The following is a 22,905-nucleotide window of genomic DNA, read 5'->3' on the forward strand; positions in this document are numbered from 1 at the left end:
TTGTAGCGTGTGAGGATCTTGTAGCCCGTCTTGCGCGAGATATCGAACTCCCGGCAAAGCACGGCCATCTTCTCGCCGTCCAGCAGACGGGCGATGAACTTCAGCCGCTCTTCCATGACGTTACACTCCTTCCAAGGCACCTTGCTCTCCTTGCAAAGGGCCGAAAGTGTAACCCATCTATCCGCAATGAACTGTCACCCATCTCTCGGGAAGGGCAAGCAGGGGGGAGAAACGTTATCCCTACGTAGCCGCAGCCAGTCGCAGCTCTGACGCATACACAGATGCGTTCTTGGCCAGTTGCCACGAAGATGGAAAAATGCGTAGACCGGGTGCACAGCTGCTTCGGCCAGGAATGAAGTGGTAGGAAGGCAAGGAGCCAGCATTAAACGCATTAGGCTTGCCTACCAAGGGGGAGAATTGATCAAGGTATATTCTGATCTCGATCCACGTACTGAATTGGAACAGCGTGTAGCTGCCGATGCCGAAAAGGCCCTAGCGAAGCGTGGAGCCACTGTCACGCACCACGGCACCGCAGCCGTGCATGCGCCTTCGACTGCCATTGCCGACATAACAATCGGGTGGGTACAGGGTGGAAAGCCCTGCCGGCTGCTATTAGAGGTCGCGAAGCGTAACGACGAGAGCGAATTTACGTCTATTGTCGAACATTTGAACAATGCCTTGGCAGCAACACCCGGAACTGACACCAACCTGCTCTATTCGGGCCTGAGCACCTCAGTTAGGATGGCTAGGTTTCTTCGCAACGAGAACCAGCGACGCCACAGGGACGGCATCGCGGGACGTATCATTTTTCTGCCTCTCAATAGACTTCAGGGTTACCTTGATCATTGGGCCGCTGCGCCATCGTCCGCCTATCCACTATCTGGCATTTCGCGAGCAGTCGAACGATGGGGAGAATTTTCTACTGATCTTGCAGCGCTCAAGTTCTTCAATTAGAGCTTTTTCCCGACTGGTCCGATAAGCGCCAAGAACTCGACCTCGCCCAACTTCGAGAACTTGCGGTTCGCCAAGAACGCCTTCGGAAAGATATCGTTGTATTAGAAAATAAACTTCGTGAGCGTGGGATAACAGGCCAGCGCGCTCATAAGTTTCTTATTTATCTTTTCTTCGTAGCACTATATGAGGACAAAAGAGGCCTAGGTAGCAGGGCAACAATAAAGGGATTTACTGAGTATAAAAACAATATCAGCCCAGCCGACAAAGCGGATAGTGAATTTAAAGATAAAACGATACATTATCTTGTAAAGAAAGACATTTCTTTTGACCCGGACGTATCGGTGTCGGGCATGTTCGACCAATATCAAAAGATCGAATTGCCTGATGATTTTATAGTGTCAACGGTTCTTCCTATTTTTGAACGCTACCCATTGTCGGCCGGTGGCATAGATTTCATCGGCGCCGTGTTCGAGGCGCTCGCCCGCCGTGCGGAAAAAGATAACCGAATCGGGCAGTTCTTCACGCCAGAAACTGCGGTTATAGCCACGGTGCGTCTGGTTTCGCCTTTGCCGACAGACACGGTTCTAGATCCGGCCTGCGGCACCGGCCGATTTTTAATCCATGCAATGGACTCTATGCTAGATGCCGCCAAGGCAACTCAATCTCAAACTAAAGAAGAGGTTGAGCATGACATACGCCGACAGCGCTTGCTTGGAACTGACATAGATCCCTGGGTGGCGACTATCGCTAAGATGAACATGTACTTGCACGGGGATGGCAAATCCAACATCAAACCAGCAAATGGCCTTGCGCTGTCTGCGTCTGACATTTTCGCACCGCGCGTGCCCGCCCGAGCGCACGGGGAAATTGACATAGCACTTACGAATCCCCCTCTGGGTGACGTGAACTTTCACGAGGTGGCAGCAGAGCTTGCTCGTTCTGGCTTACTCGGGAAGATGAAAGCCGCGCCGGGCGCTGTCGGTTACGAGGCTGAAATCGCCGCCAAGGCGAATGTGTGGACCAACGAACGGCTTCGTGTAGTGCCTCATATATGCCTCGAGGCGGCAAAGGCGGAGATTTACACTCAGCGAGTCGCCATGTGGCAGGGTAAGCTTGTCGAAGCGCTGACAATTGGCGACAAGAAAAAAGCACGGCATGCGCAACGTTACCTAGATGCGGCCGCTGCTGGTTTGGCAGACGTCAAAGGTGCGATAGCCGCCGGCAAACTTACCTACGCTCCATCAGGTAGCAACGCAAAAGGCGGAGCACTATTTCTTAGTGCAATTCTTGATTATCTAAAGAAAGTCCGTAACCCTGGCGCACCTGAGGAGTGGAAAGGTGGTGTTGCCGGGATAATTGTCGATGAAGCGGTTCTAAATACTCAGGCTTACGCGGACGCTCGTATTTTCATAAGAGACAATTATTTTATAAAGGCGGTCATATCTTTACCGAGGAACGCGTTCGAGTTCTTAGCTCGGACTACGGCAAAGACGTCGATCGTGGTCCTTACAAGGAAACCAGATACCGATGTTACTCAAAGAGAACCGATCTTCTTTGCGAAGGCTGATACGATAGGATACACTTCGACTGGTGTGGATAGTGAGAATGATTTACCCGCCATTGCGGACGCGTTTGGTTTATGGCGCGACGCGGCTCCCTCTGCATATGCAGGCACCGTCGTAGATGCTGTCAAACTAAAGGCGGCCGTCACGCAGGTTCCAAGCATGGGCGGCATGGTGTCGATGTATCACCTTAACAAGTCATCTCCCGGCGAGCGGCTGGATTTTGCCTACCACAGGATGCTCGAGCTGATTAACGCAATGCCGGATCAGGTCCTACTCTCGTCAATACTTGATCCTGTGCTGCGAATACCCGACGATACGTTAGTTGACGCACAAGTTCTTATTTACGAGTACGCTTGGGTGCGCAGCACTGATGGAAGAGTTCGCCCCAAAGGACCTCAGGATTTAAAGTACGAGGCAAGGGATCTTCGCGAAATAAAGAAGGGAGATATTCTTGTCTCGGGAATCGATGCTGTGCGCGGCGCAATCGGAGTCGTTCAAGAGGATTGCGATGGCCTTGTCGTTTCGAAAGAGTTCTTGGTCTTTAGGGTGAAGGCGGAAAAAGAATCAAGTGTTGATGCAGAATACCTTGTTCGCATACTGCGATCGCCAAAAATGCGGGCTATCTTAGAAGGTTCAATCACAGGCGTTTCGAACCGAACTAGATTGGAGAGTCCGGCAGAGCTACTTAAGGTGCCGATATCCCCGTTGCCCTCAATTGAGGAGCAAAAGAAGCTCTCGCAGAAGGTGCGTGACGCTTTCAAAGCGCAGGACGAGGCTACGCAAGTCTTTGCAGCAATCGACGACATGCTCTCAGCTAACACAGGTAATGGCTAATTCAGCTGTCAGCGCTGTATATATGCAGACTGACGCGAGTATGGTGCAGGCTCGTGCCTAATCTAACTCGCCGACATTCTCACCCAACCCGCCCAATACTTTCCCGTTCTACGAACGGGCACTCCAACTTTGTAATCGAATAGCGCCCCCTTGGCGCGCCACCGCCGGCTTTTCAACGGAACGAACCCGCACCGATCTCACTTGAGCGCAAAATATGCTACGTCGATTGTCGCCGGTTGCGTCCTTCCACCGAGCTATCGGGCACCGTAGCGATAGATCCCTCCCAAGGAGCCTCACTTGGCCACAACCCTCACCCCCAGCCGCGTCCTGATCACCGGCGCTGGCGCTCTTGACGGCATCGGGTTTGCCATTGCGCGGCAATTTGGCCGGGCCGGGCATGCGGTTTTCCTGACCGGCGCCAGCGCGCGGGTGCTGGAGCGCGCTGGCGAGCTTCGGGGCGAGGGCATCGATGCCACGGCCGCGGTCGCCGATCTCACCATTGCGGCGGAGGTCGAGCGGCTGCGGGCCGAGGTCGGCGCTGTCGATATCCTGGTCAACAATGCCGGCATGGGATCGCTGGCCTCGCCGTCCGTCGACAAGGCGTTCGTGACGATGAGCGAGGCCGAGTGGGACCAGGGCATCGAGACCAGCCTGAAGACCGCGTTTCTCGTCACCAGGGCGTTTCTGCCGGCGATGGTCGAAGCGGGCTATGGGCGCATCGTCAATGTCGCATCGGTGACCGGGCCGCTGGTCTCCTACCGGGGCACCGCCGCCTATTCCGCCGCGAAGGCCGGGATGGTCGGCCTGACCCGTACATTGGCGCTGGAAGTGGCGCGCCACGGCGTCACCGCCAATGCCGTGGCGCCTGGCTGGATCGAGACAGGCGCGTCGAGCGAGGCGGAGCGGATAGCGACCCTGCATGCACCGCCGGGCCGCGCCGGCCGGCCCGATGAGGTCGCGGCGGCGGTCGTGTTCCTGGCCTCCGAGAGCGCCAGCTATATCAACGGCGCCTTGCTGGTGGTCGACGGCGGCAACAGCCTTGAAGAACGCAAGGGATAAGCGCGCGGACAGCCTTATGCCTGCGCGGATTTCGTCCTTCGTAATTCCTTCCACCCGGGCTGAACCGTGATCTCTCTTGGGAGGCATTTCCGCGCTGCCAAACAGGGCCCGCCACAATACAGCTTGACTCAATCATCAGTCTGCACTAATCATAAGTCATGACTGTTGATAGCGCACAGCTTGCCGCCCTGGGGGATCCGACCCGAAGGCAGATTTTCGAGCTGATCGCGGAGCGCCCGCGCACGGTGGCGGAGGTCACGCGGCAGGTCAGCGTGTCGCAGTCCGCGGTGTCGCAGCATCTCAAGGTGCTTCGGGACTCGCGGCTGGTGCGCGCGGAGCCGAAGGGCGCCAGCAACGTCTACCACATCGATCCGCACGGGCTTGGCCAGATGCGCGCCTGGCTCGACCGGTTCTGGAGCAAGACGCTCGCGGCCTACAAGCTGGCCGTCGAGGCCCCACCAGAGGAGTGACCATGAACACCCAGATCCCCATCGCGTCGGTAAAACAATCCGTGGTGGTCGAGGCGCCGATCGCGCGCGCCTTCAAGGTTTTCACCGAGGATTTCGGCAGTTTCAAACCACCGGAGCACAATCTGCTTGCAGCCCAGATCGCCGAAACGGTGTTCGAGCCTCGCGTCGGCGGCCACGTCTATGACCGCGGCGTCGATGGCAGCGAGTGCCGCTGGGCGCGCGTGCTGGCCTATGAGCCGCCCAACCGCGTGCTCCTGAGCTGGGACATCAGCCCGCAATGGCGCATCGAGACCGACCCGGCCAAAACCAGCGAGTGGGAGGTGCGGTTCACCGCCGAAACGGCGCAGCGCACCCGCGTCGAGATCGAGCACCGCAACCTGGAGCGCCATGGCAAGGGCTGGGAAGGTGTGCGCGACGGCGTCGCCGGCGATCAGGGCTGGCCGCTCTACCTGCAGCGCTATGCCGAGCTGGTCGCCCGGCAGGCCTGACCGCGGCTTTTATAGGCGCTTCGCCGCAGGGGCGGTCAGGGCACAACGCCCCTGCACGCCCAGGCCACATTGGCGAACGACCTCGGCCCGTCCGGCCGCCCGGCCTGATAGGCATCGCGGACGGCAGCCTCGGTACGCTCGCGCTCGGCTGCCTCCAGCGTGGTCATGTATTTGCCGAGCGGGCCCTCGCCGGCTGATATCGGCGCCCAATAGTCGGCGAAGTCCTGGTAATCCATGCGGATCATCAGTTCGGTTTCCGTCACGTCGGCCAGCCCCTGCTCGATGAAGGTCCGCTTCATTTCGCCGGGCTGCATCATCGGCTGGAAGCAATAGCGGCTGCGCAGCTGGCGGCCGCCTTCGCTGAGCGCGGCCACCGTGTCGATCATCATGCGCATGCCCGCCATGCCGCCGAGATGGTCCCACACCACCGCCGCGACCACGCCGCCCGGCCGCGTTACCCGGCGCATCTCGGCAACCGCCTTGCCGGCTTCCGGCACGAAGTGAAGCACCAGCAGCGCCAGCGCGCGGTCGAACGCATTGTCGGCGAACGGCAAGGCGGTGGCGTCCGCCTGCTTGATTTCGATGCGCGGATCGGTGTTGTGCCGCTTTGCCGCCTCGACGAAAACAGGCGAAAAGTCGATCGCCGTGATCGCCGCGAGCTCGGCGGATTTCGCCAGCTCGAAGGTCAGGCTGCCGGTTCCGCAGCCGACGTCGAGGATCTGTTCGCCGGGGGCAAGCCCGGCGAAGCCGATGAAGCCGGGCGCGAGCTTTCGGCTCCAGCGACCCATGAGCTGCTCATAGCCGGATGCGTCATGAACGGTGAAACTCGATGTCATATGCCCCTCTCCTAGCCGTGGGCGCAGGCTAGACTGCAATCAGGATGAAGCCAAGACGCGTGGAGCACGGAGGAACGGAGAAAAGGCCGGCGTTATGTGGCGCCCTTGAACGTCGCCACGCTCTCCCGCTCCACCAGCGGGCATTCCAGCTTGGTGATGGGATAGCGCCCCCTGCCCACCTGCGCCGGCGCTTCCAGCTGCTCGATCGCCCATTGGCCCATGGCCATATGCGGCAGGATCGAGGTGGTCAGCGGCGGGAACAAATGCCTGGCGATTTCCTCGTCGTCGTAGCCGACGACCGAAATGTCGGCGGGAATGTGCAGGCCGGCTTCCTTCAGCGCTTCGTAGCAGCCGATCGCGGTGCGGTCGTTCTGGCAGAAGATGGCGGTCGGGCGCTCCTTCAGGGTCAGCAGCTTCACCGTCGCGGCGTAGCCGGCGCTGGCCGACCAGTCGCCCTCGACCACCAGCTCCGGGTCGAACGGGATGTCGGCGGTGGCGAGCGCGCGGCGGTAGCCTTTCAGGCGGTCCTGCGCCGCCTGCATCCAGGGTTCGCCCGTGATGGTGGCGATGCGGCGGTGGCCGCGACTGATCAGGTGCCGCGTCGAGCTCTGGCCGCCGGCGATCTCGGAAGGCACCACGGCCGGGAAGGCATAGTCCGACGTGTAGCAGTTGAGCAGGATGACCGGGATGTCGAGGCCGTAGAGGAAGTCCGGCGCCGTGATCTCGCGGGTGAAGATGGTCATGTAGATCAGCGCCGAAATGCCCCGCCTGGTCAGCGCTGAAATAGCGCGCGGCTCCATCACGGCGTCGCCCATGGTCTGCGCCACCAAAAGCACGTTGCCGGCATTCCACGAGGCCTGCCGCGCGCCCTCGATGGCCACGACCGCCTCCGGGCTGGTGGCGAGCTGGTCGACGGCAAAGCCGATCACGCCGTCGAGCCCATCGAAGGCGGGTCCATCAAAGGCGGCGCCCTCGAAAGCTGCAACCGGCTGCTTCAGCGCCGAGAAGGCGGGGGCGCTGTAGCCGAGCGCCCGCGCCGCCTCGATCACCCGCTCGCGGGTCTGCTGCGACAGGCGAATGCCCGGCGAATTGTTGAGCACGAAGGAGACCGTCGCCTGCGAGCAGCCGGCGGCGCGCGCAATGTCGGTCATGGTGACGCGGCCCTTGGGCTTTGCCGCCGCCTTGCGGCGCCTCCCAATGGTCCGGTCCATCGTCTCGCTCATGCCGCCCCCAAATCCCCGGCCTGTCCAGCCGCGGCCCGCCGGGCCGACAAGATGACGTGATGCTTCCAGTCCAAGGGGACATCGGCCAAACTAATAACTATTATCATCCTCGCGGCCCATCCCGTCTGCAAGCTCAAGCCTTGCAAATCCGAAGATCGTGCGGCTTCGGCTCCGTGCGATCAAGGAATCGACGCTTCGGCAAATCGGTCCTTGCTAATAGTGTTTACTAATACAAGGATGCGCTGTACCGTCAATCCATCGCATCCGGCCCGGTCGGGTCCAGGTGTGGTGGGAGCGTCTGTGAATGGCCCGATGGCGAGCGGTATTTGCCTCCGCTAACTTTGTCTCGCATATGTGATATGTCAGACAAATCGGACTATTTACGAATGAAGAATGGTTGTCTAAAGTCCGTGGCCGTGGCTGGGACCGACGCCAGTCTTTTCAGTGCCGGGAACCCTTGGGGAGGAGGGGCGTCCAAGCCGCAAACGGCAATTCCAGTGTGCAAGACATTCCAGTGAGCAAGACATTCCAGTGAGCTAGTCCGGTCAGTCCTGCGACTGACCAAAACGGGAGGTTGAACATGAAATCCTTGATACGCAATGCATCCGTGGCCGCCGCGGCCCTGGTTGTCGGCCTGACGGCGACGGCTATCGCGCGCGCCGACGACAAGCCGACGCTGGCCTTCGTCGTCAACGGCGCTTCCGATTTCTGGAAAGCGGCCGAAGCCGGCGTCAAGAAGGCGCAGGGCGAACTGCCCGACTACACGCTTGAACTCAAATATCCCGAACAGTCCTCGGTCGCCATCCAGCAGCGGCTGATGGACGATCTGGTGACCGCCGGCGTCAAGGGCATCATGGTCTCGGCCGTCGATCCCAAGACCTCGACCGATGGCCTGAACAAGATCGCCTCGCAAACGGCGCTGTTCACCACCGACAGCGACGCTCCGCAGACCAAGCGCGTCGCCTATATCGGCTCGTCCAATGTCGACGCCGGCAAGCAGGCGGCCGAAATCGCCAAAAAGGCGATGCCGAACGGCGGCAAGTGCCTGGGCTTCGTCGGCCTGCTCGGCGCCGACAATGCCAAGGAACGCATCCAGGGCATGAAGGACGGCCTCGCCGGCACCAAGATCGAGCTCGTCGACGTGCGCGGCGACGACATCGACCAGGCGCGTGCCAAGAAGAATGTCGAGGACGCGCTTGTCGCCAGCCCCGACGTCACCTGCATGGTCGGCTTCTACTCCTACAACACGCCGCGCATCTATGAGGCGCTGCGCGATGCCGGCAAGCTCGGCTCGATCACCGTCGTCGGCTTCGATGACGATCCGATCACGCTGGGCGGCGTCAAGGAAGGCACCATTGCCGCCACCGTCGTGCAGCAGCCCTTCGAATGGGCCTATCAGGGCATGAAGCTGATGGCCGCCTATCTCAAGGGCGACAAGTCGGGCATCCCGGCCGGCAATCTGATCATCATCCCGACCAAGATCATCGGCAAGGATGATGTCGACGCCTATGCCGCCAATCTCAAGGCGATGTCTGGAAACTAAGACTACACCGAGTTCAGCCGGCTCAACTCGCTTGAGCCGGCTGTTCGCATTGACGAACCCTGCCGGGATCGTCAGTCTGCAGATCGGGCCGTTTTGGCCCACCGGCTGCTGTCAGGCATGATGAATTATTCCGACACATCCATCGCGGCGACCACTCCGTTCCTCAGCCTGGAGAACGTGCGCAAGACCTATCCGGGCGTGGTGGCGCTCGACGGGTTTTCCATGGAGGTCAGGCCGGGCGAGGTCATCGGCCTGGTCGGCGAGAACGGCGCGGGCAAGTCGACGCTGATGAAGATCCTCGGCGGCGTCACCACGCCGGATACCGGCACCATCACCGTCGACGGCACCGCCCATAAGGACCTGACGGTCGAAGGCAGCCTTGGTTCCGGCATCGCCTTCGTCCACCAGGAACTCAACCTGTTCGAAAACCTCGATGTCGCCGCCAACATCTTCTTCGGCCGCGAACCGCTGCGCGCCGGTCCGCTGAGGCTGGTCGACCGCGCGAAACTGCGCGAAATGGTGGCGCCGCTGCTGAAGCGCGTCGGCGCCAATTTCTCCGCCGACACACAGGTCGCGGACCTGTCGCTGGCGCAGCAGCAGATGGTCGAGATCGCCAAGGCGCTGTCGATCAAGGCCAGGCTGGTGATCCTCGACGAGCCGACATCGAGCCTGCCGCTCGCCGAGACCGACAAGCTGCTCGACGTCATCAAGGCGCTGAAGGCCGACGGCATCAGCGTCATCTTCATCTCGCACCGCCTGCACGAGATCGAGCGCGTCGCCGACCGGGTCGTCGTGCTGCGCGACGGCATGCTGGCCGGCACGCTAGGCAAGCGCGACATCAACCACGACCAGATGGTCAAGCTGATGATCGGCCGGATGCTGAAGGAACGTGAAAAGGCCTCCGAGGCGGGGCGGGCGCCGGGCGCCGTGGCGCTCTCGGCCAAGGCCGTCCGCACCCCCACCTATCCCAGCCGGCCGGTCGATCTCGACGTCAGGCGCGGCGAAATCCTTGGTCTCGCCGGCCTCGTCGGCTCCGGCCGCACCGAACTTGCGCGGGTGTTCTTCGGCATCGAAGCCAGCCTTGGCGGCACGCTGGAGCTCAACGGCAAGCCGCTGGCGCTGGCGAGTGCCGCCGATGCCGTCGCGCAAGGCATTTTCCTGGTGCCGGAAGACCGCAAGCTAACCGGCATCCTGCTCGACCTGTCGATCGCCCAGAATATTTCACTCCCCAATTTGCCGGCGCATGCCAGGCGCTCGCTGGTCTCCAACAGCGCGGAAGTCGCTACCGCCGAGAAGCAAAAGAAGAATCTCGGCATCAAGGCGCCTTCGGTGCAGACGCGCACCGGCACGCTGTCGGGCGGCAACCAGCAAAAAGTCGTGCTCGGCAAATGGCTCGCCATGAACCCGAAGGTGATGATCCTCGACGAGCCGACGCGCGGCATCGACATCGGCGCCAAGGCCGAGATTTACGGGCTGATGCGGGCGCTGGCGGACGCCGGCGTCGCCGTGCTGATGATCTCCAGCGACATGGAAGAGGTGATCGGCGTCTCCGATCGCATCGCCGTCATGCATGAGGGCCAGATCTCGGGCATTCTCGACAAGGATCAGTTCAGCCAGGAAAACGTGCTTTTGCTGGCGGTGGGCAAGCCGGCAAACTAGTGCATGCCGCGCAAAAATGACCCTCGGTTTTGCGGCAACGGCATACATAAACAAAGAGCTGAAGCGCGCGACGCGCTTTAGCTAAGCGGAGACGACGATGACAAAGAAAGATCTCGGCCTGCTGATCCTGATCCTGGTGGTCGGGGCGATCGTTGCCATCATCAATCCGCGCTTCCTCCTGCCGATCAATCTCGCCAACACCTCGAACCTCATCGGTCTGTTTGGTATCCTGTCGATAGGGCAGGCCTTCGTCATCATCACCGGCGGCATCGAGCTGTCCGTCGGCTCCGTCGTCGCGTTGCTAGGGACGCTGTTCATCGACTTCATCGCCGTGCGCGGCATGGGATGGCCGATCGCCATCGTGCTGATCCTGGTGCTCGGCGCCATCATCGGGCTGGCGCATGGCTGGCTGATCACGCGGCTCAAGCTGCAGCCCTTCGTCGTCACCTTGTGCGGCCTGTTGATTTATCGCGGCGTCGCGCGCTTCTACACCGCCGACGGCACGGCGGGCTTCGCCTTCGGCCAGAATTTCCCAACGCTCGAATTCCTGACCGCTGGCCGCTCCTGGGGCGTGCCGAACTCCTTCTTCGCGCTGATCGTCATCGCCATCGTCATGTGGGTGGTGCTGCACCGCTCGGTGTTCGGGCGCTATCTCTACGCCATCGGCAAGAACGAGGAGGCGGCGAAATATTCCGGCATTCGCACCGGGCGCGTCGTCATGGCGGCTTACGTCATCTGCGGCGTGCTGACGGCGCTGTCGGCGATCTATTTCGCCATGTATACGCGCTCGATCTCGCCGGCCAGCCATGGCCAGTTCTACGAGCTCTACGCCATTGCGGCCGCCGTGCTCGGCGGCTTCTCGCTGCGCGGCGGCGAGGGCTCGCTGATCGGCGTCATCCTCGGCACGGTGCTGCTGCAGGAATTGCAGAACCTGGTCAACCTGCTCGGCATTCCCTCCTCGCTCAACTTCGCGGTGATGGGTGGCGTCATCCTCATCGGCGTACTGGTCGACCAGCAATGGGGCGTGTTCCGGGCGCGGCGGCGGATGGTCGATGCCGCCCGCAAGGGCGCGGTCGGCGCCGCGGCGGAATAAGCGCCCGCAACTGCTTGTCCTTGCGGAAAGAAGTAGCATACCCGCGCTGCGGGGAGCCGAGGGCTGGCGTGCCTTCATGGCCACCGTCGGGTCATCCCGCCCATGCGGCTTTGACTTAACTACCTACCGCCCTCACGCGCGGCGCGGCGAACGCTTTGCAAAAGGATGGCAAGGCAGCCGACCAGCAGCAGCCCACCGCCAAGCAGCGGTGGCAGTGCGAGCAGCTTCACCCCCGCGGTAACGGCGGCCACCAGGACCAGCGCCAGCAGCGCCAGATTGCCGTCATCGACGAACATGCCGAAGAATTCCCTGGCGACGAGACGAAGGACGTTCATCGGGCGAGCCCTCCGGCTGCTGTCGGACGGGTGCCGCGCAACCAACGCACCATGGCGAAGGACGCCAGCGCGACTATGGCGAAGATGGCGAGCACGGCAAGATCGGCGCCCGGCCAGTCGGCGCCGATCCCCTCGCCGGTCCAGAAGATGCCAAAGCTGGTCAGCATCAGGCCGACCACGAATTTCAGCGCATTCTCGGGCACGCGCGCCAGCGGCCGGTGAACCGCCAGACCGACAAGCATCACCAGGATGAAAGCGGCCAGCGCGCCCATGCTGGCGTAAAATGTCTGTCCATGCGCGGCGCCGACGGCGATGACGATGAACACCACCTCGACGCCCTCGAGCAGCACCGCCTTGAAGGAGGCCAGTCCGGCGAGGTAGTCGGCGCGCCGGTCGGCGGCCTGCCGGTGCAGCGCCGCGGTTTCCTTGGCGAAGGCCGCCTCTTCGTCATGCAGGGCGATGACGCCGACGCTGCGCAGGATGGCCTTTCGCAGCCAGCGCATACCGAACAGGATCAGCAGCACCCCGACGGCGAACTGCAGCGTCGTGATCGGCACCAGCGCCAGCAGCGGCCCGAACGCCAGCACCAGAGCCGCCAGCAGCGCCAGCGCCAGCGCGGCGCCCGTCAGTGCCGGACGCCAGCTGCGTGTCACCCCGACCGCGAGCACGATAGTGAAGGCTTCGACGACCTCGACCAGGGAGGCGAGAAATGCCGCCGTGACTGTCGAGAGGATGGGTGTCAGTGCCTGCATCAAGGCTTCCTGTCTGGCTCGACCCTGATTCCCCCCGGGGCGAATTCCCGGATCGTAACCCAGAATCACCCTCTGCGGCCAGCATCCCCAAGCGTCCCGGCGGCAGCGCAAGCAGACGGGTGAAGCTGGCCTCGATCAGATCAGGCCCGACATGTCGGAAAAGGCCATTGCCTTGCGCAGCAGCTCGGCGAAGCGCTCGCCGGCCACCTCCCGCGGGCCGCTATTGTCGATCGACGTGACGCCAGGGCCGGACAAGGTCACATTGGCGCTGCGCGCCAGCCGCGCCAGCACCTCGCCGCGCGACTCGCGGCCGCGCATCGCCAACCGCTCCGCCAGCACCTCGGGCGAAGCGGTGATCTCGACGATCGCCAGATTGGCATAGCGTTCGCGCAAGGTGGGGATGATCGCGCGCGACACGTTGGCCACGGCGACGTGGCCATTGGAGACGGACCAGTCGACGTCGGCAGGCAGGCCATAGCGCAGGCCATGCGCTTCCCAGGAGATGGCGAAGGCGCCATCGGCATCGGCCTCGGCGAAGGCGGCGTCGGCCAGCGTGTCGTGATCCTCGCTCGCCGCATCGCTCGGCCTGGTGATGACGCGGCGCACGAACTCCAGCTGCGTCTCGTCGGCGAAAAGCGCCTTGGCATAGCCGATCACCGTGTCCTTGCCGGCACCGCTTGGGCCCACGACAGCGACAAAGACGCCGTGACGGATCGGAAAGGCTTCGGCGGACAGTTCGCGCTCGATCGAGGCCGAGACCATCATGCCACCCGGCGCCCTTGCCGCCAGACGGTGCGTACGACCGGAACATGATCGTCGACGCGCACGCGCACCAGATCGGCGCGGCGTCCCTGCTCGATGACGCCGCGGTCGTCAAGGCCGACGGCCTGCGCCGGGTTCTTCGAAACCATGGCGACGGCCTGCGGCAGCGAAATGCCTTCGACCATGTCACCGAGGAAGAAGGCCGACTGGATCAGGCTGAAGGGGATATAATCGGAGGACAGGATGTCGAGCAGGCCGTCGCTGGCCAAGGTACGGGCCGAGACATTGCCCGAATGCGAGGCGCCGCGCATGACGTTGGGCGCGCCCATCAGCACGCCGAGCCCGGCGGCCTTCGAGGCCCGCGCCGCTTCCTCGGTGGTCGGGAACTCGGCCACCCGCACGCCCTGCTCGATGGCCTCGTCGACATGGGCCGACGTGGCGTCGTCGTGGCTGGCGAGCACGATGCCGCGCTCCTGGCAGGCGGCGGCGATGAAGACGCGGTTCGGTCCGGAGTTGCGTGCCGATTCGTCCATCCGCTTCTCGCAGAATTTCTGGAAGTCGCGATCCGAGAGTTTCAGCTTGCGCTGGTAGTAGTAGGCATAGGTTTCCAGATTGACGAACTGGCGCTGGCCCGGCGCATGGTCCATCAGCGATGCCAGCCTGACCCGCTCGTCGCCGTCGAAATTGGCGAATGCGTTGAGGCAATCCGGCGCTGAAACCTCGCAGCGAAGATGCAGGAAGTGATCGGCCCGCAGACGATCTTGCCCAACGCTGTCCTCGATCGCATCGGCCAGCCTGCGGATGTCGTCCAATGTCAGGTCGGCGTCTTCGTCCATGCCGACGCGGAGCGCGTCGAGCACGGTGGTAATGCCGGCGGTCGCGACCTGCGCGTCATGGGCAAGCACCGCCGCGATCGGGTTCCAGCGCACTTTCGGGCGCGGCGCGTAATGGCCTTCGAGATGATCGGTGTGGAGTTCGACCAGCCCTGGAATGATATAGTCGCCGCCCATGTCCTCGCCGATGCGGCCAGTGCCAGCATCGATGCCGGCGATAAAGCCGTCGCGCAGCACCAGCGAACCTTCGACGATCTCGTCGGCAAGAACGATGCGGGCGTTGGAAAGAACAGTTTCGACGGTCATTGCGGGTAGTCCTTGGTTCTTGCAGTCGGGTTCGTTCAGGCGATTTTCCGGGCCGGGCGCCGTCCGAGCGCGTGCTGGGAAAGCGCCATGAACGGCGCACCGGGTTCGGGTTCGACAAACAACGTCAGCGCATCCACCAGCACGGGCTGGCGCAACACATCGGCGAAAAGGCTATCGATCGCCGCGCGCAGGCGAGGGCTTTCCTGCGGTCCGGCCCGGCCGGACAGGGTCATGTGGAAGCGGAAGGTGTCGAAGACATAGGGGTAACCCCATTGGCAGAGATTGCGAAACTCGGCCGGCTTCAGCGAATCCGGACTGCGCCGCTCGATCTCGGCCTCGCTCAACGGAGCGCGAAACCGGTCGAAATCGCGCACGACGTCGTCGGCGAAGCGGTTGAGCGGAGGCAGCGGACCATCTGGCACAAGCGCGAAGAAGCCGTCGATCTGGCTGACGACAAGGCGCGGGACCGTCACGACAGGCGTTGCTTCGGCAAAACGGTCGAGCGCCGCGCGCAGCGAAGCCTCGGTCTCTGTGGCAGCCAGGTGGAAAGGCGCTTTCAGCGTGGCGTGGAAACCATAGCGGCGCGCCGAAGCGGTGTGGAAGGCCACTTCCGCCGCCAACAGCTCGGCAACGGCCTCAACAGGCCTGGTCGCGGCACCAAACGGGTCGCGGCCCAGCCAGTTGGCGGCGATTCGCGCCAGCGGCTCGTCCTGCCGGGGAGTGAAATAAATGGCATAACGCATGGGAAGTCCTCGTTAAAGCGCGCCGCGTTTGAAGGGTGCGACGCGCTTTAAGTCTTCATTGGTTCATATCATCATCCCAAAACCGCTACGCACTTTTGGGCGACGTGTACTAGAACCGTTGCCATAGGTGATTTCCATGACGGATTGACGAAGCCTTGAGGGGTTTCGAAGGCAAATCGACCCTCAGGGTCGTTAGCCGACGATTTTTCCAAGCTGGACCAATAGGTTCAGCCGGAATCGCAGGACGGTCAGGCCTTCATCAACCATTCGTGCTCGGGCGCATTGTGGAATTTCCACGTCCGCTTCGGCCCGGCCATCACATTGAGATAGTAGAGGTCATAGCCGTGGCAGGCGGCGCAGGGGTGATAGCCCTTGGGCACCAGCACCACGTCGCCGTCCTCGATCGCCATGGCTTCGTCCAGCGCGCGCCGGCCATCCTTGTCGGCGTCGGTATAGACGCGCTGGAAGGCAAAGCCCTGCGGCGGGTTGAGGCGATGGTAGTAGGTCTCCTCGAGATAGGATTCAGCGGGCAGGTTGTCCTGGTCATGCTTGTGCGGCGGGTAGCTCGACGTGTGGCCGCCGGGCGTGATGACCTCGACCACCAGCAATGAGTCGGCGGCCTGGCCTTCCGGCAGTATGTTGGTGACATAACGCGTGTTGGTGCCCTTGCCCCGCACCTCCTGGCCGAGATCGTCCGGTCCGATCACCCGGACCGGCAGGCCGCCGCCAAGGCCGGGCGCCGAGCACACGCCAAGTTCCAGCTCGGTATCGGCCGTCACCGACCAGTCCGATCCTTGCGGCACGTAGACGGACCACGGCTTGCCCTCGAAAGGCGACATGCGCTCGCCGAGCAGGCCGAGATCCTTGCCGGCGGCTGTCGCGGTACCCTTGCCGGTCACGAACACCAGGCAGACCTCACGGTCGTCCGTCTTTCCCGAGGCGCTTTCGCCTGGTTTCAGCCGATGCAGGTCGAAACCGACATAAGTCCAGCCGGCGCTTTTCGGCGTCACATGCGCGACGCGGCCATGGCCCTTGTCGGCTTTGACGAGCAGTTTGGACATTTTGTCTCTCCTGTTCCAGTGGCTTGACGGGTTGCAGCTTGTCCAGGCCGACGATTTCACCGGTTGCTCAAAAGGATCATCGCAGACGCCTCAGATTGGCCGAGGCGCTGCAAGCTAATCGCCTACGCGACCAGTCACTCTTTCGGTTCGGGCTCGGCCTCTTTTTCTTCAGCCGGCTTGTAGAGATAAAAAAACTGCCAGGCGCCGTAGCCGGCGAAACCGAGCGCGATCACACCCCAGAACGGCGTGCCGGAAGCGAATTCGATCACCGACCAGATCAGGCAGACCGCGACGACGGCGACGCGCCGCCAAAGCGGGCGGAAGAACGGGTGTTCATAATCTTTCATCGCGCCATCCGTAACTCAGCAATCTGTCCTCAGATAGACCGCGCGGCACGGCGAATCCAGCCTTCACGCACTCGGAAAGCCTTGTGTCTCGACGGTGTAGCCGGCATCCGTCATCACCCGCATCAGCTCCTTGTAGCCGACCTCAGCCATCTTGAGCGGCGGGTTCTTCCTGGGATCCTGCTCGGCCTCGACCACGAACCAGCCTTCATAGCCATGGTCCGCGAAGCGCTGCACGATGGCGCCAAAATCGAGCGAACCGTCGCCCGGCACGGTGAAGGCGCCGAGCGCCACGGCGTCGAGGAAGGACTGCTTCGTACGGTCGAGCTTGTCGATCACATCCATGCGCACGTCCTTCACATGGACATGGCTGATGCGCTTGTGATGGTTGTCGATGGCGCGCAGCACGTCGCCGCCGGTAAACGCGAGGTGTCCGGCATCGAGCAGCAGCGGGATGCCTTCGCCGGAATGGCGCATGAAGGCATCGAGCTCCGGCTCGGTCTCGACCACGGCCGCCATGTGATGGTGATAGGAAAGCGGCATGCCTTGCTCGGCACACCATTCTCCGAATTCCGTCAGGCGCTGCGCGTAGGCTTTCATCTCATCACTGGTGAGCGTCGGCTTGGTGGCGAGCGGCTTGGAGCGATCGCCCTGGATCGAGCGGCCTACCTCGCCATAGACGATGCAAGGCGCGTCGACCGCCTTGAACAGGTCGATCATCGGCTGGATGCGGTCCTTGTTGGCAGCCATCTCCTCGTCGACCAGCGTGCCCGAGAACCAGCCGCCGCAGAGCGTCACGTCGGCGGCCTTCAGGATCGGCAGCATCACCTTTGGGTCGTTAGGGAAGCGGCGGCCCATTTCCATGCCGGTGAAGCCGGCCGAGCGCGACTGGCGCAGGCATTCCTCCAGCGACACGTCATCGCTGAGTTCGGCAAGATCGTCGTTCCACCATGCAATGGGGGACATGCCCAGTTTGGCTTTCAAGTCGTCACTCCGGTGCTAAAAACAGTTCATTTCTTGTCCGTTGGCGGCGCCCCTCATCCGCCTGCCGGTACCTTCTCCCTGTAAACGGGGAGAAGGGAGGAACCTCGGCGCCGACATCAATCGCCGATGGTCTGCATCCGCCGTTTCTCATCATAGGCCTTGCGCGCCGCGTTCACCTGGCTGCGGGCGGACACTTCCGGCACCGCCACGTCCCACCAGTGACCGCCGGCATCGGTGGACACCAGCGGATCGGTGTCGATGACCAGCACGGTGGTGCGGTCGTTCTTCCTGGCCTTCTGCAGCGCGTTTTCCAGCTCGGCGATGGACGGCACCTTCTCGGCGATCGCCCCCATGCTCGCCGCGTGCGCGGCGAAGTCGATGTCGGGCAAGATATCGTGGCGCGAGTCCTTCAGGAGATTGTTGAAGTTCGCGCCGCCGGTCGCCATCTGCAGCCGGTTGATGCAGCCAAAACCCCTGTTGTCGAGCAGCACGATGGTGAGCTTGAGGCCAAGCATCACCGAGGTGGCGATCTCGGAGTTCAGCATCAGATAGGAGCCGTCGCCGATCATGACCACGACCTCCTCGTCGGGCTTGGCCATCTTGGTGCCGAGCCCGCCGGCGATTTCGTAGCCCATGGTCGAGAAGCCGTATTCGGCATGGTAGGAGCCGGGCGCGCCCGCTTGCCAGAGCTTGTGCAATTCGCCGGGAAGGCCGCCTGCCGCGTGCAGCAGCGTCACACCGGAGCCCATCGCGCGCTGCACGGCGCCGATCACCTGCGCGTCGGAGGGGAAAGCGGCATTGGTCGAGGCCGTCACCTTGGCCGCGTCGGCCTGCCAGGCTTTCTTGCCGGTGGCCGCATTATCGGTCCAGGCCTCAGGCGCCTTCCAGCCTTGCAGCGCGGCGGCGAGTTCGGCGAGCCCTTCCGCCGCGTCGGCGACCAGCGGCAGCGCCCGGTGTTTGCCGGCATCGAAAGGCTGCACGTTGAGCCCGATGATGGTCTTGCCCGAATTCTTGAACAGCGCCCACGAGCCGGTGGTGAAATCCTGCAGCCGCGTGCCGATGGCAAGCACCACATCGGCCTCTTCCGCCAGCCGGTTGGCGGCCGAGGTGCCGGTGACGCCAACCGCTGCCATGTTGAGCGAGTGACCGTCCGGCAGTGAGGACTTGCCGCCTTGCGTCTCGCAGACCGGAATGCCCGCGCCTTGCGCGAATTTGGCCAGTTCATCGGAGGCCTGCGAATAGAGAACGCCGCCGCCGGCAATGATCAATGGCTTCCTGGCGCCCTTGAGTGCCGCGACGGCGGCCGCCAGTTCGCCGCGGTCCGGACGCGGCCGCCGCTGGCGCCAGACCCGCTCGGCAAAGAAGCTCTCGGGATAATCATAGGCCTCGGCCTGTACATCCTGGCAGAGCGACAGCGTCACCGGGCCGCAATCGGCCGGGTCGGTCAGCACCTGCATGGCGCGATTGAGCGCCGGGATGATCTGTTCCGGCCGCGTGATGCGGTCGAAATAGCGCGACACCGGGCGGAAGCAGTCGTTGACCGTCGCCGTGCCGTCGGAAAAATCCTCGGCCTGCTGCAGCACGGGGTCGGGAATGCGGTTGGCGAAGACATCGCCCGGCAAAAACAGGACGGGCAACCTGTTTACATGCGCGAGTGCCGCCGCCGTCACCATGTTCAGCGCGCCGGGGCCGATAGACGAGGTCGCGGCCATGAAGCGACGGCGGAAATTGGCCTTGCCATAGGCGATCGCCGCATGCGCCATCGCCTGTTCGTTATGGGCGCGAAAGGTCGGCAGTTGGTCGCGCACCTGATAGAGCGCCTCGCCGATGCCGGCGACATTGCCATGGCCGAAGATCGCCCAGACGCCACCAAAAATCGGCACCTTTTTGCCGTCGATCTCGGTCATCTGGTGGGACAGGAAGCGGGTCAGCGCCTGCGCCATCGTCAGGCGGATTGTCTTGCTCATGGTGTTTTCCTCCGCAGTCCCTATGCCGCCAATTTATGCAGCGCCTTGTTATGCCGCCTTGCGGCCGCGCGCGGCAAGCCACGCTTCGGTCAGTTGTTCGAAGCGCGACGCCATGTCGGCGACAGCCTCCTCATCCGACATCTTGCCGGCCAGCCATTGTTCGGCGGCATGGACGAAGATGGTGCGGCCGACGGCAAAGCCTTTCACGATGGGCGCCTTGGCGGTGGCGGCGAACGCCACTTCCAGTTCGTCCTGCGGCGCTTCCAGGCCAAGCAGGACGATGCCTCGGCACCAGGGATCGTGCTTCAGGATCACCGCCTCGATCCTGGCCCAGGCGCCGCTCGACGCCTGCGGTTCGAGCTTCCACCAGTCCGGCTTGATGCCGAGCGCATAGAGTTCCTCAAGTGCGCGCGGGATCGTGGTATCGTCGAGCTTGCCATGCTTGCCGGCGATGATCTCGATGAGAAGTTCCCGGCCGACTTTGCGCGCGGCCTCGAACAGCGCGCGCAGCTTCTGCTGCTGTTCTTCCTTCAAGGCCGCGGGATCGTCCGGATGGTAGAAGCACAGGCACTTGATGCAGTGATCGACCGGCCATTCGGTGAGCTGCGAGCCGATGTCCTGCGAGAATTCGAAGCGCAGCGGCCGCGAGCCCGGCAGTTCCACCGGGCGTCCAAGCCAGGCGAAGGGATGCCTGGCGAACTCGAACATCGCCTCGCGGCCATGTTTCTCGTCGATCAGCATGCCATAGCCGTCGCGGCCGGCGGCGACCTTGGCCGCTGCCTTGACCGCCAGCACCTTGAAGTCGCGTATGCGCGCCGGATCGGCGCCGGTCTTGGCCGCTACATCCTCGAGCTGCACACGGTGATCGCAGGCGAGTGCCATCAGCGAGGGGATGTCGCGCCGGCGTGTCGTCGCCCAATGGATGTGGTTGATCGCCTCGTCCTTGCGCAGCGCGCGATGCTTGCTGCCGTTCTTGAGGAAGAACTGCAGCTCCTCGAAGGTCGGATATTCCGGCGCGCAGAGCAGCCGCGACACGGCGAAGGCGCCGCAGGCATTGGCCCAGGTCGCCGCCGTGGCAAGGCTTTCGCCGCCGAGCCAGCCACGCAGCAAGCCCGACATGAAGGCGTCACCGGCGCCCAGCACGTTGTAGATCTCGATCGGGAAACCCTCGCCGACGATGCCGTCCTCGAGATCGTCGCTGATCGGCCCGTCATAGACGATGCAGCCCATGGCGCCGCGCTTCAGGACGATGGTGGCCGAGGACAGGGCGCGGATCGCCTTCAGCGCGCTCAGGCAGTCGTCGGCGCCGGACGCGATCATGATCTCTTCCTCGGTGCCGACGATGAGGTCGCAATCAGGCAGCACCGTCTTCAACTGGGCCGAGACCCGGTCCGATTTGACATAACGCTCAAAGCCCTCGGCGTGGCCGGCGAGACCCCACAGGTTCGGCCGGTAGTCGATGTCGAAGACCACCTTGCCGCCCCTGGCCTTCATGATGCGGATGGCCTTGCGCTGGGCGGCGTCGCTGTTGGGACGGGAAAAGTGCGTTCCGGTGACGACGATCGCGCGGGCCGAGGAAATAAACGCCTCGTCGATGTCCTCTTCGGCCAGCGCCATGTCGGCGCAGTCCGAACGGTAGAAGATCATCGGCGAAACGCCTTCGCTCTCGACCGAAAGCAGCACCAGCGCGGTCAGCCGCTCCTTGTCGGTCTTCAGCCCGTCGACATTGACGCCTTCGCGCTTCAGCTGTTCGCGGATGAAGCGGCCCATCTGCTCGTCGCCGACACGCGTCAGCAGTGCCGAGCGCAGGCCGAGCCGCGCCGTGCCGACCGAGATGTTGGCCGGGCAGCCGCCGACCGACTTGGCGAAAGAGGTGATGTCCTCAAGCCGCGAGCCGATCTGCTGGCCATAGAGGTCGACGGACGCGCGGCCGATGGTGATGACGTCGAGCGGCGCCTGTCTTGCGTCCACGGCTTCGCTCATTGGAACCTCCCGTCGGTCTTGTCGTCATGGACAACATTGTTTTGGGTAACACGCGCGAGCGGCAGCGTGGCGCCGGCAATATGAAATAATAATTCCAATCCATAGTCAATATGGAATGAGCATTCCCTAGGCTAAAATTGCCTTGATGGGGTGCTCGATCAAGCCTTGCGCTTGCGAACAGCGTCGCGCCGCTTCTCGCCGACGCCGACGGTCAGCGCCATGGCCAGCGCCATTGTCGCCGACAGCGAGCGGAAGCCGGCGAAATCCGCCTCGGCAACCTCGAACCAGACCCTGGCGAACTGGGCGAGCGGCGAGAATGAGCTGTCGGTGATGGCAACGATCGGCACCCCTTGCTCGGCAATGGCGCGCGCCTCCTCGATCGTGGCCGGCGCGTAGGGCGAGAAGCTGATGGCGATGACGGCGTCCGCCGGCGTGGCAAAGCCGACCATCTCGGCATTCAGGCCGGCGGCCGATTCGATCAGCTGGTTGCGGATCTTCAGCTTGCCGAGCGCATAGGCGATATAACTCGCCACGGGATAGGAGCGCCGCTTGGCCAGGACATAGATGGTCTGCGCCTTTGCCAGCAGCGAAATCGCGTCTTCCAGATGCGCGTCATCCAGCGTGCGGGAAATATCGTTGAGGGAGGTGCTGGCGGCGGCGATGAAACCGTCGAAGATCGCCCGGTGACCGGCGCCGCCTTCGGCCTTGGCGCGCAGCGCTTGCAGCCGCTCGTCATAGGAGGAGTTGCGCTCGCGCAGCCGCTCGCGGAACACCTGCTGCAGGCTGGTAAAGCCGTCGAAACCGAGTTGCTGGGCAAAGCGGATCAGGGTCGAGGGCTGCACGCCGGCCGAAGCGGCGATGCTGGCGGCGGTGCCGAAGGCGATATCGTCGGGATTGTCGAGCGCATAGGCGGCGATCTGGGCGATGCGCTTGGGCAAGCTCTCGCGCCGGTCCAGAATGGTGGCGCGCAGCGTCTCGAAGTCGCGAGGTACCTGTTCGTCCATCGTCGCTCTGTTCAGGCTGTCTGGAAGCTCTCTCTGCCCCATCATAGCCGGCCTGCGCAAGAACGCCATAAAAAATGAGGCAGACATTCCATTCCTGGAGAAAATGG

Annotated in this window: 22 protein-coding genes; 8 read left to right on the top strand and 14 right to left on the bottom strand. The window is 62.9% G+C overall.

Annotated features, from left to right (window positions below):
• Positions 1 to 140: helix-turn-helix domain-containing protein (locus tag M653_RS01000000132105; RefSeq protein ID WP_032935043.1), on the bottom strand; the 140-nt coding region annotated here is incomplete at its 3' end.
• A 277-nt stretch (positions 141 to 417) separates the two neighbouring features.
• On the opposite strand from M653_RS01000000132105, the gene M653_RS1000000136580 reads away from it, so the two are divergent.
• The 5 genes from M653_RS1000000136580 (at position 418) to M653_RS0105415 (ending at position 5,370) form a co-directional block, all read left to right on the top strand.
• Positions 418 to 954 (top strand): hypothetical protein, encoded by a 537-nt coding sequence (locus M653_RS1000000136580; protein ID WP_156938151.1) that lies wholly within the window; start codon positions 418 to 420, stop codon positions 952 to 954.
• A 350-nt stretch (positions 955 to 1,304) separates the two neighbouring features.
• Complete coding sequence (locus tag M653_RS0105400) at positions 1,305 to 3,353, top strand: N-6 DNA methylase (protein ID WP_027142391.1); 2,049 nt, start codon at positions 1,305 to 1,307, stop codon at positions 3,351 to 3,353.
• A gap of 297 nt (positions 3,354 to 3,650) precedes the next feature.
• Complete coding sequence (locus M653_RS0105405; protein WP_027142392.1) at positions 3,651 to 4,412, top strand: SDR family NAD(P)-dependent oxidoreductase; 762 nt, start codon at positions 3,651 to 3,653, stop codon at positions 4,410 to 4,412.
• A gap of 158 nt (positions 4,413 to 4,570) precedes the next feature.
• Positions 4,571 to 4,882 (top strand): metalloregulator ArsR/SmtB family transcription factor, encoded by a 312-nt coding sequence (locus tag M653_RS0105410; protein ID WP_027142393.1) that lies wholly within the window; start codon positions 4,571 to 4,573, stop codon positions 4,880 to 4,882.
• Positions 4,883 to 4,884: 2 nt separating this feature from the next.
• The gene (locus tag M653_RS0105415; protein ID WP_027142394.1) at positions 4,885 to 5,370 is read left to right on the top strand and encodes an SRPBCC family protein; all 486 of its coding nucleotides are present in this window, start codon (positions 4,885 to 4,887) and stop codon (positions 5,368 to 5,370) included.
• A 35-nt stretch (positions 5,371 to 5,405) separates the two neighbouring features.
• On the opposite strand, the gene M653_RS0105420 is transcribed toward M653_RS0105415, so the two are convergent.
• Entirely contained in the window at positions 5,406 to 6,206 is an 801-nt protein-coding gene (locus M653_RS0105420) for a class I SAM-dependent methyltransferase (RefSeq protein WP_027142395.1), read from the bottom strand.
• 92 nt (positions 6,207 to 6,298) lie between these two features.
• Positions 6,299 to 7,429, bottom strand: a complete 1,131-nt coding sequence (locus M653_RS0105425) for a LacI family DNA-binding transcriptional regulator (RefSeq protein WP_027142396.1) — start codon at positions 7,427 to 7,429, stop codon at positions 6,299 to 6,301.
• A gap of 580 nt (positions 7,430 to 8,009) precedes the next feature.
• Here M653_RS0105425 and M653_RS0105435 point away from each other — a divergent pair.
• The 3 genes from M653_RS0105435 to M653_RS0105445 all read left to right on the top strand — a co-directional run bounded on the left by M653_RS0105435 (position 8,010) and on the right by M653_RS0105445 (position 11,724).
• A complete protein-coding gene (locus M653_RS0105435; protein WP_027142397.1) occupies positions 8,010 to 8,972 on the top strand; it encodes a sugar-binding protein in 963 nt (320 codons plus the stop codon).
• Positions 8,973 to 9,092: 120 nt separating this feature from the next.
• Positions 9,093 to 10,631, top strand: a complete 1,539-nt coding sequence (locus M653_RS0105440) for a sugar ABC transporter ATP-binding protein (RefSeq protein WP_027142398.1) — start codon at positions 9,093 to 9,095, stop codon at positions 10,629 to 10,631.
• Positions 10,632 to 10,728: 97 nt separating this feature from the next.
• Positions 10,729 to 11,724 carry an ABC transporter permease gene (locus tag M653_RS0105445; protein ID WP_027142399.1) on the top strand — a complete coding sequence of 332 codons (996 nt, stop codon included), beginning with the start codon at positions 10,729 to 10,731 and terminating at the stop codon, positions 11,722 to 11,724.
• Positions 11,725 to 11,843: 119 nt separating this feature from the next.
• Here M653_RS0105445 and M653_RS0105450 read toward each other — a convergent pair whose 3' ends face one another.
• The 11 genes from M653_RS0105450 to M653_RS0105500 form a co-directional block, all read right to left on the bottom strand.
• Complete coding sequence (locus M653_RS0105450; RefSeq protein WP_027142400.1) at positions 11,844 to 12,059, bottom strand: hypothetical protein; 216 nt, start codon at positions 12,057 to 12,059, stop codon at positions 11,844 to 11,846.
• Positions 12,056 to 12,811, bottom strand: coding sequence for a COG4280 domain-containing protein (locus tag M653_RS0105455; RefSeq protein WP_027142401.1), 756 nt, complete (start codon positions 12,809 to 12,811; stop codon positions 12,056 to 12,058). Before M653_RS0105455 ends, M653_RS0105450 begins: the two co-directional genes overlap by 4 nt.
• A 135-nt stretch (positions 12,812 to 12,946) precedes the next feature.
• Entirely contained in the window at positions 12,947 to 13,576 is a 630-nt protein-coding gene (phnN, locus tag M653_RS0105460) for a phosphonate metabolism protein/1,5-bisphosphokinase (PRPP-forming) PhnN (RefSeq protein ID WP_027142402.1), read from the bottom strand.
• Positions 13,573 to 14,712, bottom strand: a complete 1,140-nt coding sequence (locus M653_RS0105465; protein ID WP_027142403.1) for an alpha-D-ribose 1-methylphosphonate 5-triphosphate diphosphatase — start codon at positions 14,710 to 14,712, stop codon at positions 13,573 to 13,575. Before M653_RS0105465 ends, phnN begins: the two co-directional genes overlap by 4 nt.
• Positions 14,713 to 14,747: 35 nt before the next feature.
• Complete coding sequence (locus M653_RS0105470) at positions 14,748 to 15,455, bottom strand: DUF1045 domain-containing protein (RefSeq protein ID WP_027142404.1); 708 nt, start codon at positions 15,453 to 15,455, stop codon at positions 14,748 to 14,750.
• Between the two features lie 248 nt (positions 15,456 to 15,703).
• Complete coding sequence (gene iolB / locus M653_RS0105475) at positions 15,704 to 16,516, bottom strand: 5-deoxy-glucuronate isomerase (protein ID WP_027142405.1); 813 nt, start codon at positions 16,514 to 16,516, stop codon at positions 15,704 to 15,706.
• A gap of 134 nt (positions 16,517 to 16,650) precedes the next feature.
• Positions 16,651 to 16,863, bottom strand: coding sequence for a hypothetical protein (locus tag M653_RS0105480; protein ID WP_027142406.1), 213 nt, complete (start codon positions 16,861 to 16,863; stop codon positions 16,651 to 16,653).
• Positions 16,864 to 16,926: 63 nt separating this feature from the next.
• Complete coding sequence (gene iolE, locus M653_RS0105485; RefSeq protein WP_027142407.1) at positions 16,927 to 17,844, bottom strand: myo-inosose-2 dehydratase; 918 nt, start codon at positions 17,842 to 17,844, stop codon at positions 16,927 to 16,929.
• Between the two features lie 116 nt (positions 17,845 to 17,960).
• Entirely contained in the window at positions 17,961 to 19,811 is a 1,851-nt protein-coding gene (iolD, locus tag M653_RS0105490) for a 3D-(3,5/4)-trihydroxycyclohexane-1,2-dione acylhydrolase (decyclizing) (RefSeq protein WP_027142408.1), read from the bottom strand.
• 48 nt (positions 19,812 to 19,859) lie between these two features.
• On the bottom strand, positions 19,860 to 21,794 hold the full coding sequence (iolC, locus tag M653_RS0105495) for a 5-dehydro-2-deoxygluconokinase (RefSeq protein ID WP_027142409.1): 1,935 nt from the start codon (positions 21,792 to 21,794) through the stop codon (positions 19,860 to 19,862).
• Positions 21,795 to 21,952: 158 nt separating this feature from the next.
• Positions 21,953 to 22,798, bottom strand: a complete 846-nt coding sequence (locus M653_RS0105500) for a MurR/RpiR family transcriptional regulator (RefSeq protein ID WP_027142410.1) — start codon at positions 22,796 to 22,798, stop codon at positions 21,953 to 21,955.
• Positions 22,799 to 22,905 lie beyond the last annotated feature (107 nt).

It is taken from the genome of Mesorhizobium sp. WSM3626 (assembly GCF_000513935.1).
Taxonomy (GTDB): Bacteria; Pseudomonadota; Alphaproteobacteria; order Rhizobiales; family Rhizobiaceae; genus Mesorhizobium; species Mesorhizobium salmacidum.

Coding starts and splice junctions, on each gene's coding strand:
- M653_RS0105400 (WP_027142391.1), top strand. CDS start 1,305: ATGTTCGACCAATATCAAAAGATCGAATTGCCTGATGATTTTATAGTG.
- M653_RS0105410 (WP_027142393.1), top strand. CDS start 4,571: ATGACTGTTGATAGCGCACAGCTTGCCGCCCTGGGGGATCCGACCCGA.
- M653_RS0105415 (WP_027142394.1), top strand. CDS start 4,885: ATGAACACCCAGATCCCCATCGCGTCGGTAAAACAATCCGTGGTGGTC.
- M653_RS0105420 (WP_027142395.1), bottom strand. CDS start 6,206: ATGACATCGAGTTTCACCGTTCATGACGCATCCGGCTATGAGCAGCTC.
- M653_RS0105425 (WP_027142396.1), bottom strand. CDS start 7,429: ATGAGCGAGACGATGGACCGGACCATTGGGAGGCGCCGCAAGGCGGCG.
- M653_RS0105435 (WP_027142397.1), top strand. CDS start 8,010: ATGAAATCCTTGATACGCAATGCATCCGTGGCCGCCGCGGCCCTGGTT.
- M653_RS0105440 (WP_027142398.1), top strand. CDS start 9,093: ATGAATTATTCCGACACATCCATCGCGGCGACCACTCCGTTCCTCAGC.
- M653_RS0105445 (WP_027142399.1), top strand. CDS start 10,729: ATGACAAAGAAAGATCTCGGCCTGCTGATCCTGATCCTGGTGGTCGGG.
- M653_RS0105450 (WP_027142400.1), bottom strand. CDS start 12,059: ATGAACGTCCTTCGTCTCGTCGCCAGGGAATTCTTCGGCATGTTCGTC.
- M653_RS0105455 (WP_027142401.1), bottom strand. CDS start 12,811: ATGCAGGCACTGACACCCATCCTCTCGACAGTCACGGCGGCATTTCTC.
- phnN (WP_027142402.1), bottom strand. CDS start 13,576: ATGATGGTCTCGGCCTCGATCGAGCGCGAACTGTCCGCCGAAGCCTTT.
- M653_RS0105465 (WP_027142403.1), bottom strand. CDS start 14,712: ATGACCGTCGAAACTGTTCTTTCCAACGCCCGCATCGTTCTTGCCGAC.
- M653_RS0105470 (WP_027142404.1), bottom strand. CDS start 15,455: ATGCGTTATGCCATTTATTTCACTCCCCGGCAGGACGAGCCGCTGGCG.
- iolB (WP_027142405.1), bottom strand. CDS start 16,516: ATGTCCAAACTGCTCGTCAAAGCCGACAAGGGCCATGGCCGCGTCGCG.
- M653_RS0105480 (WP_027142406.1), bottom strand. CDS start 16,863: ATGAAAGATTATGAACACCCGTTCTTCCGCCCGCTTTGGCGGCGCGTC.
- iolD (WP_027142408.1), bottom strand. CDS start 19,811: ATGAGCAAGACAATCCGCCTGACGATGGCGCAGGCGCTGACCCGCTTC.
- iolC (WP_027142409.1), bottom strand. CDS start 21,794: ATGAGCGAAGCCGTGGACGCAAGACAGGCGCCGCTCGACGTCATCACC.
- M653_RS0105500 (WP_027142410.1), bottom strand. CDS start 22,798: ATGGACGAACAGGTACCTCGCGACTTCGAGACGCTGCGCGCCACCATT.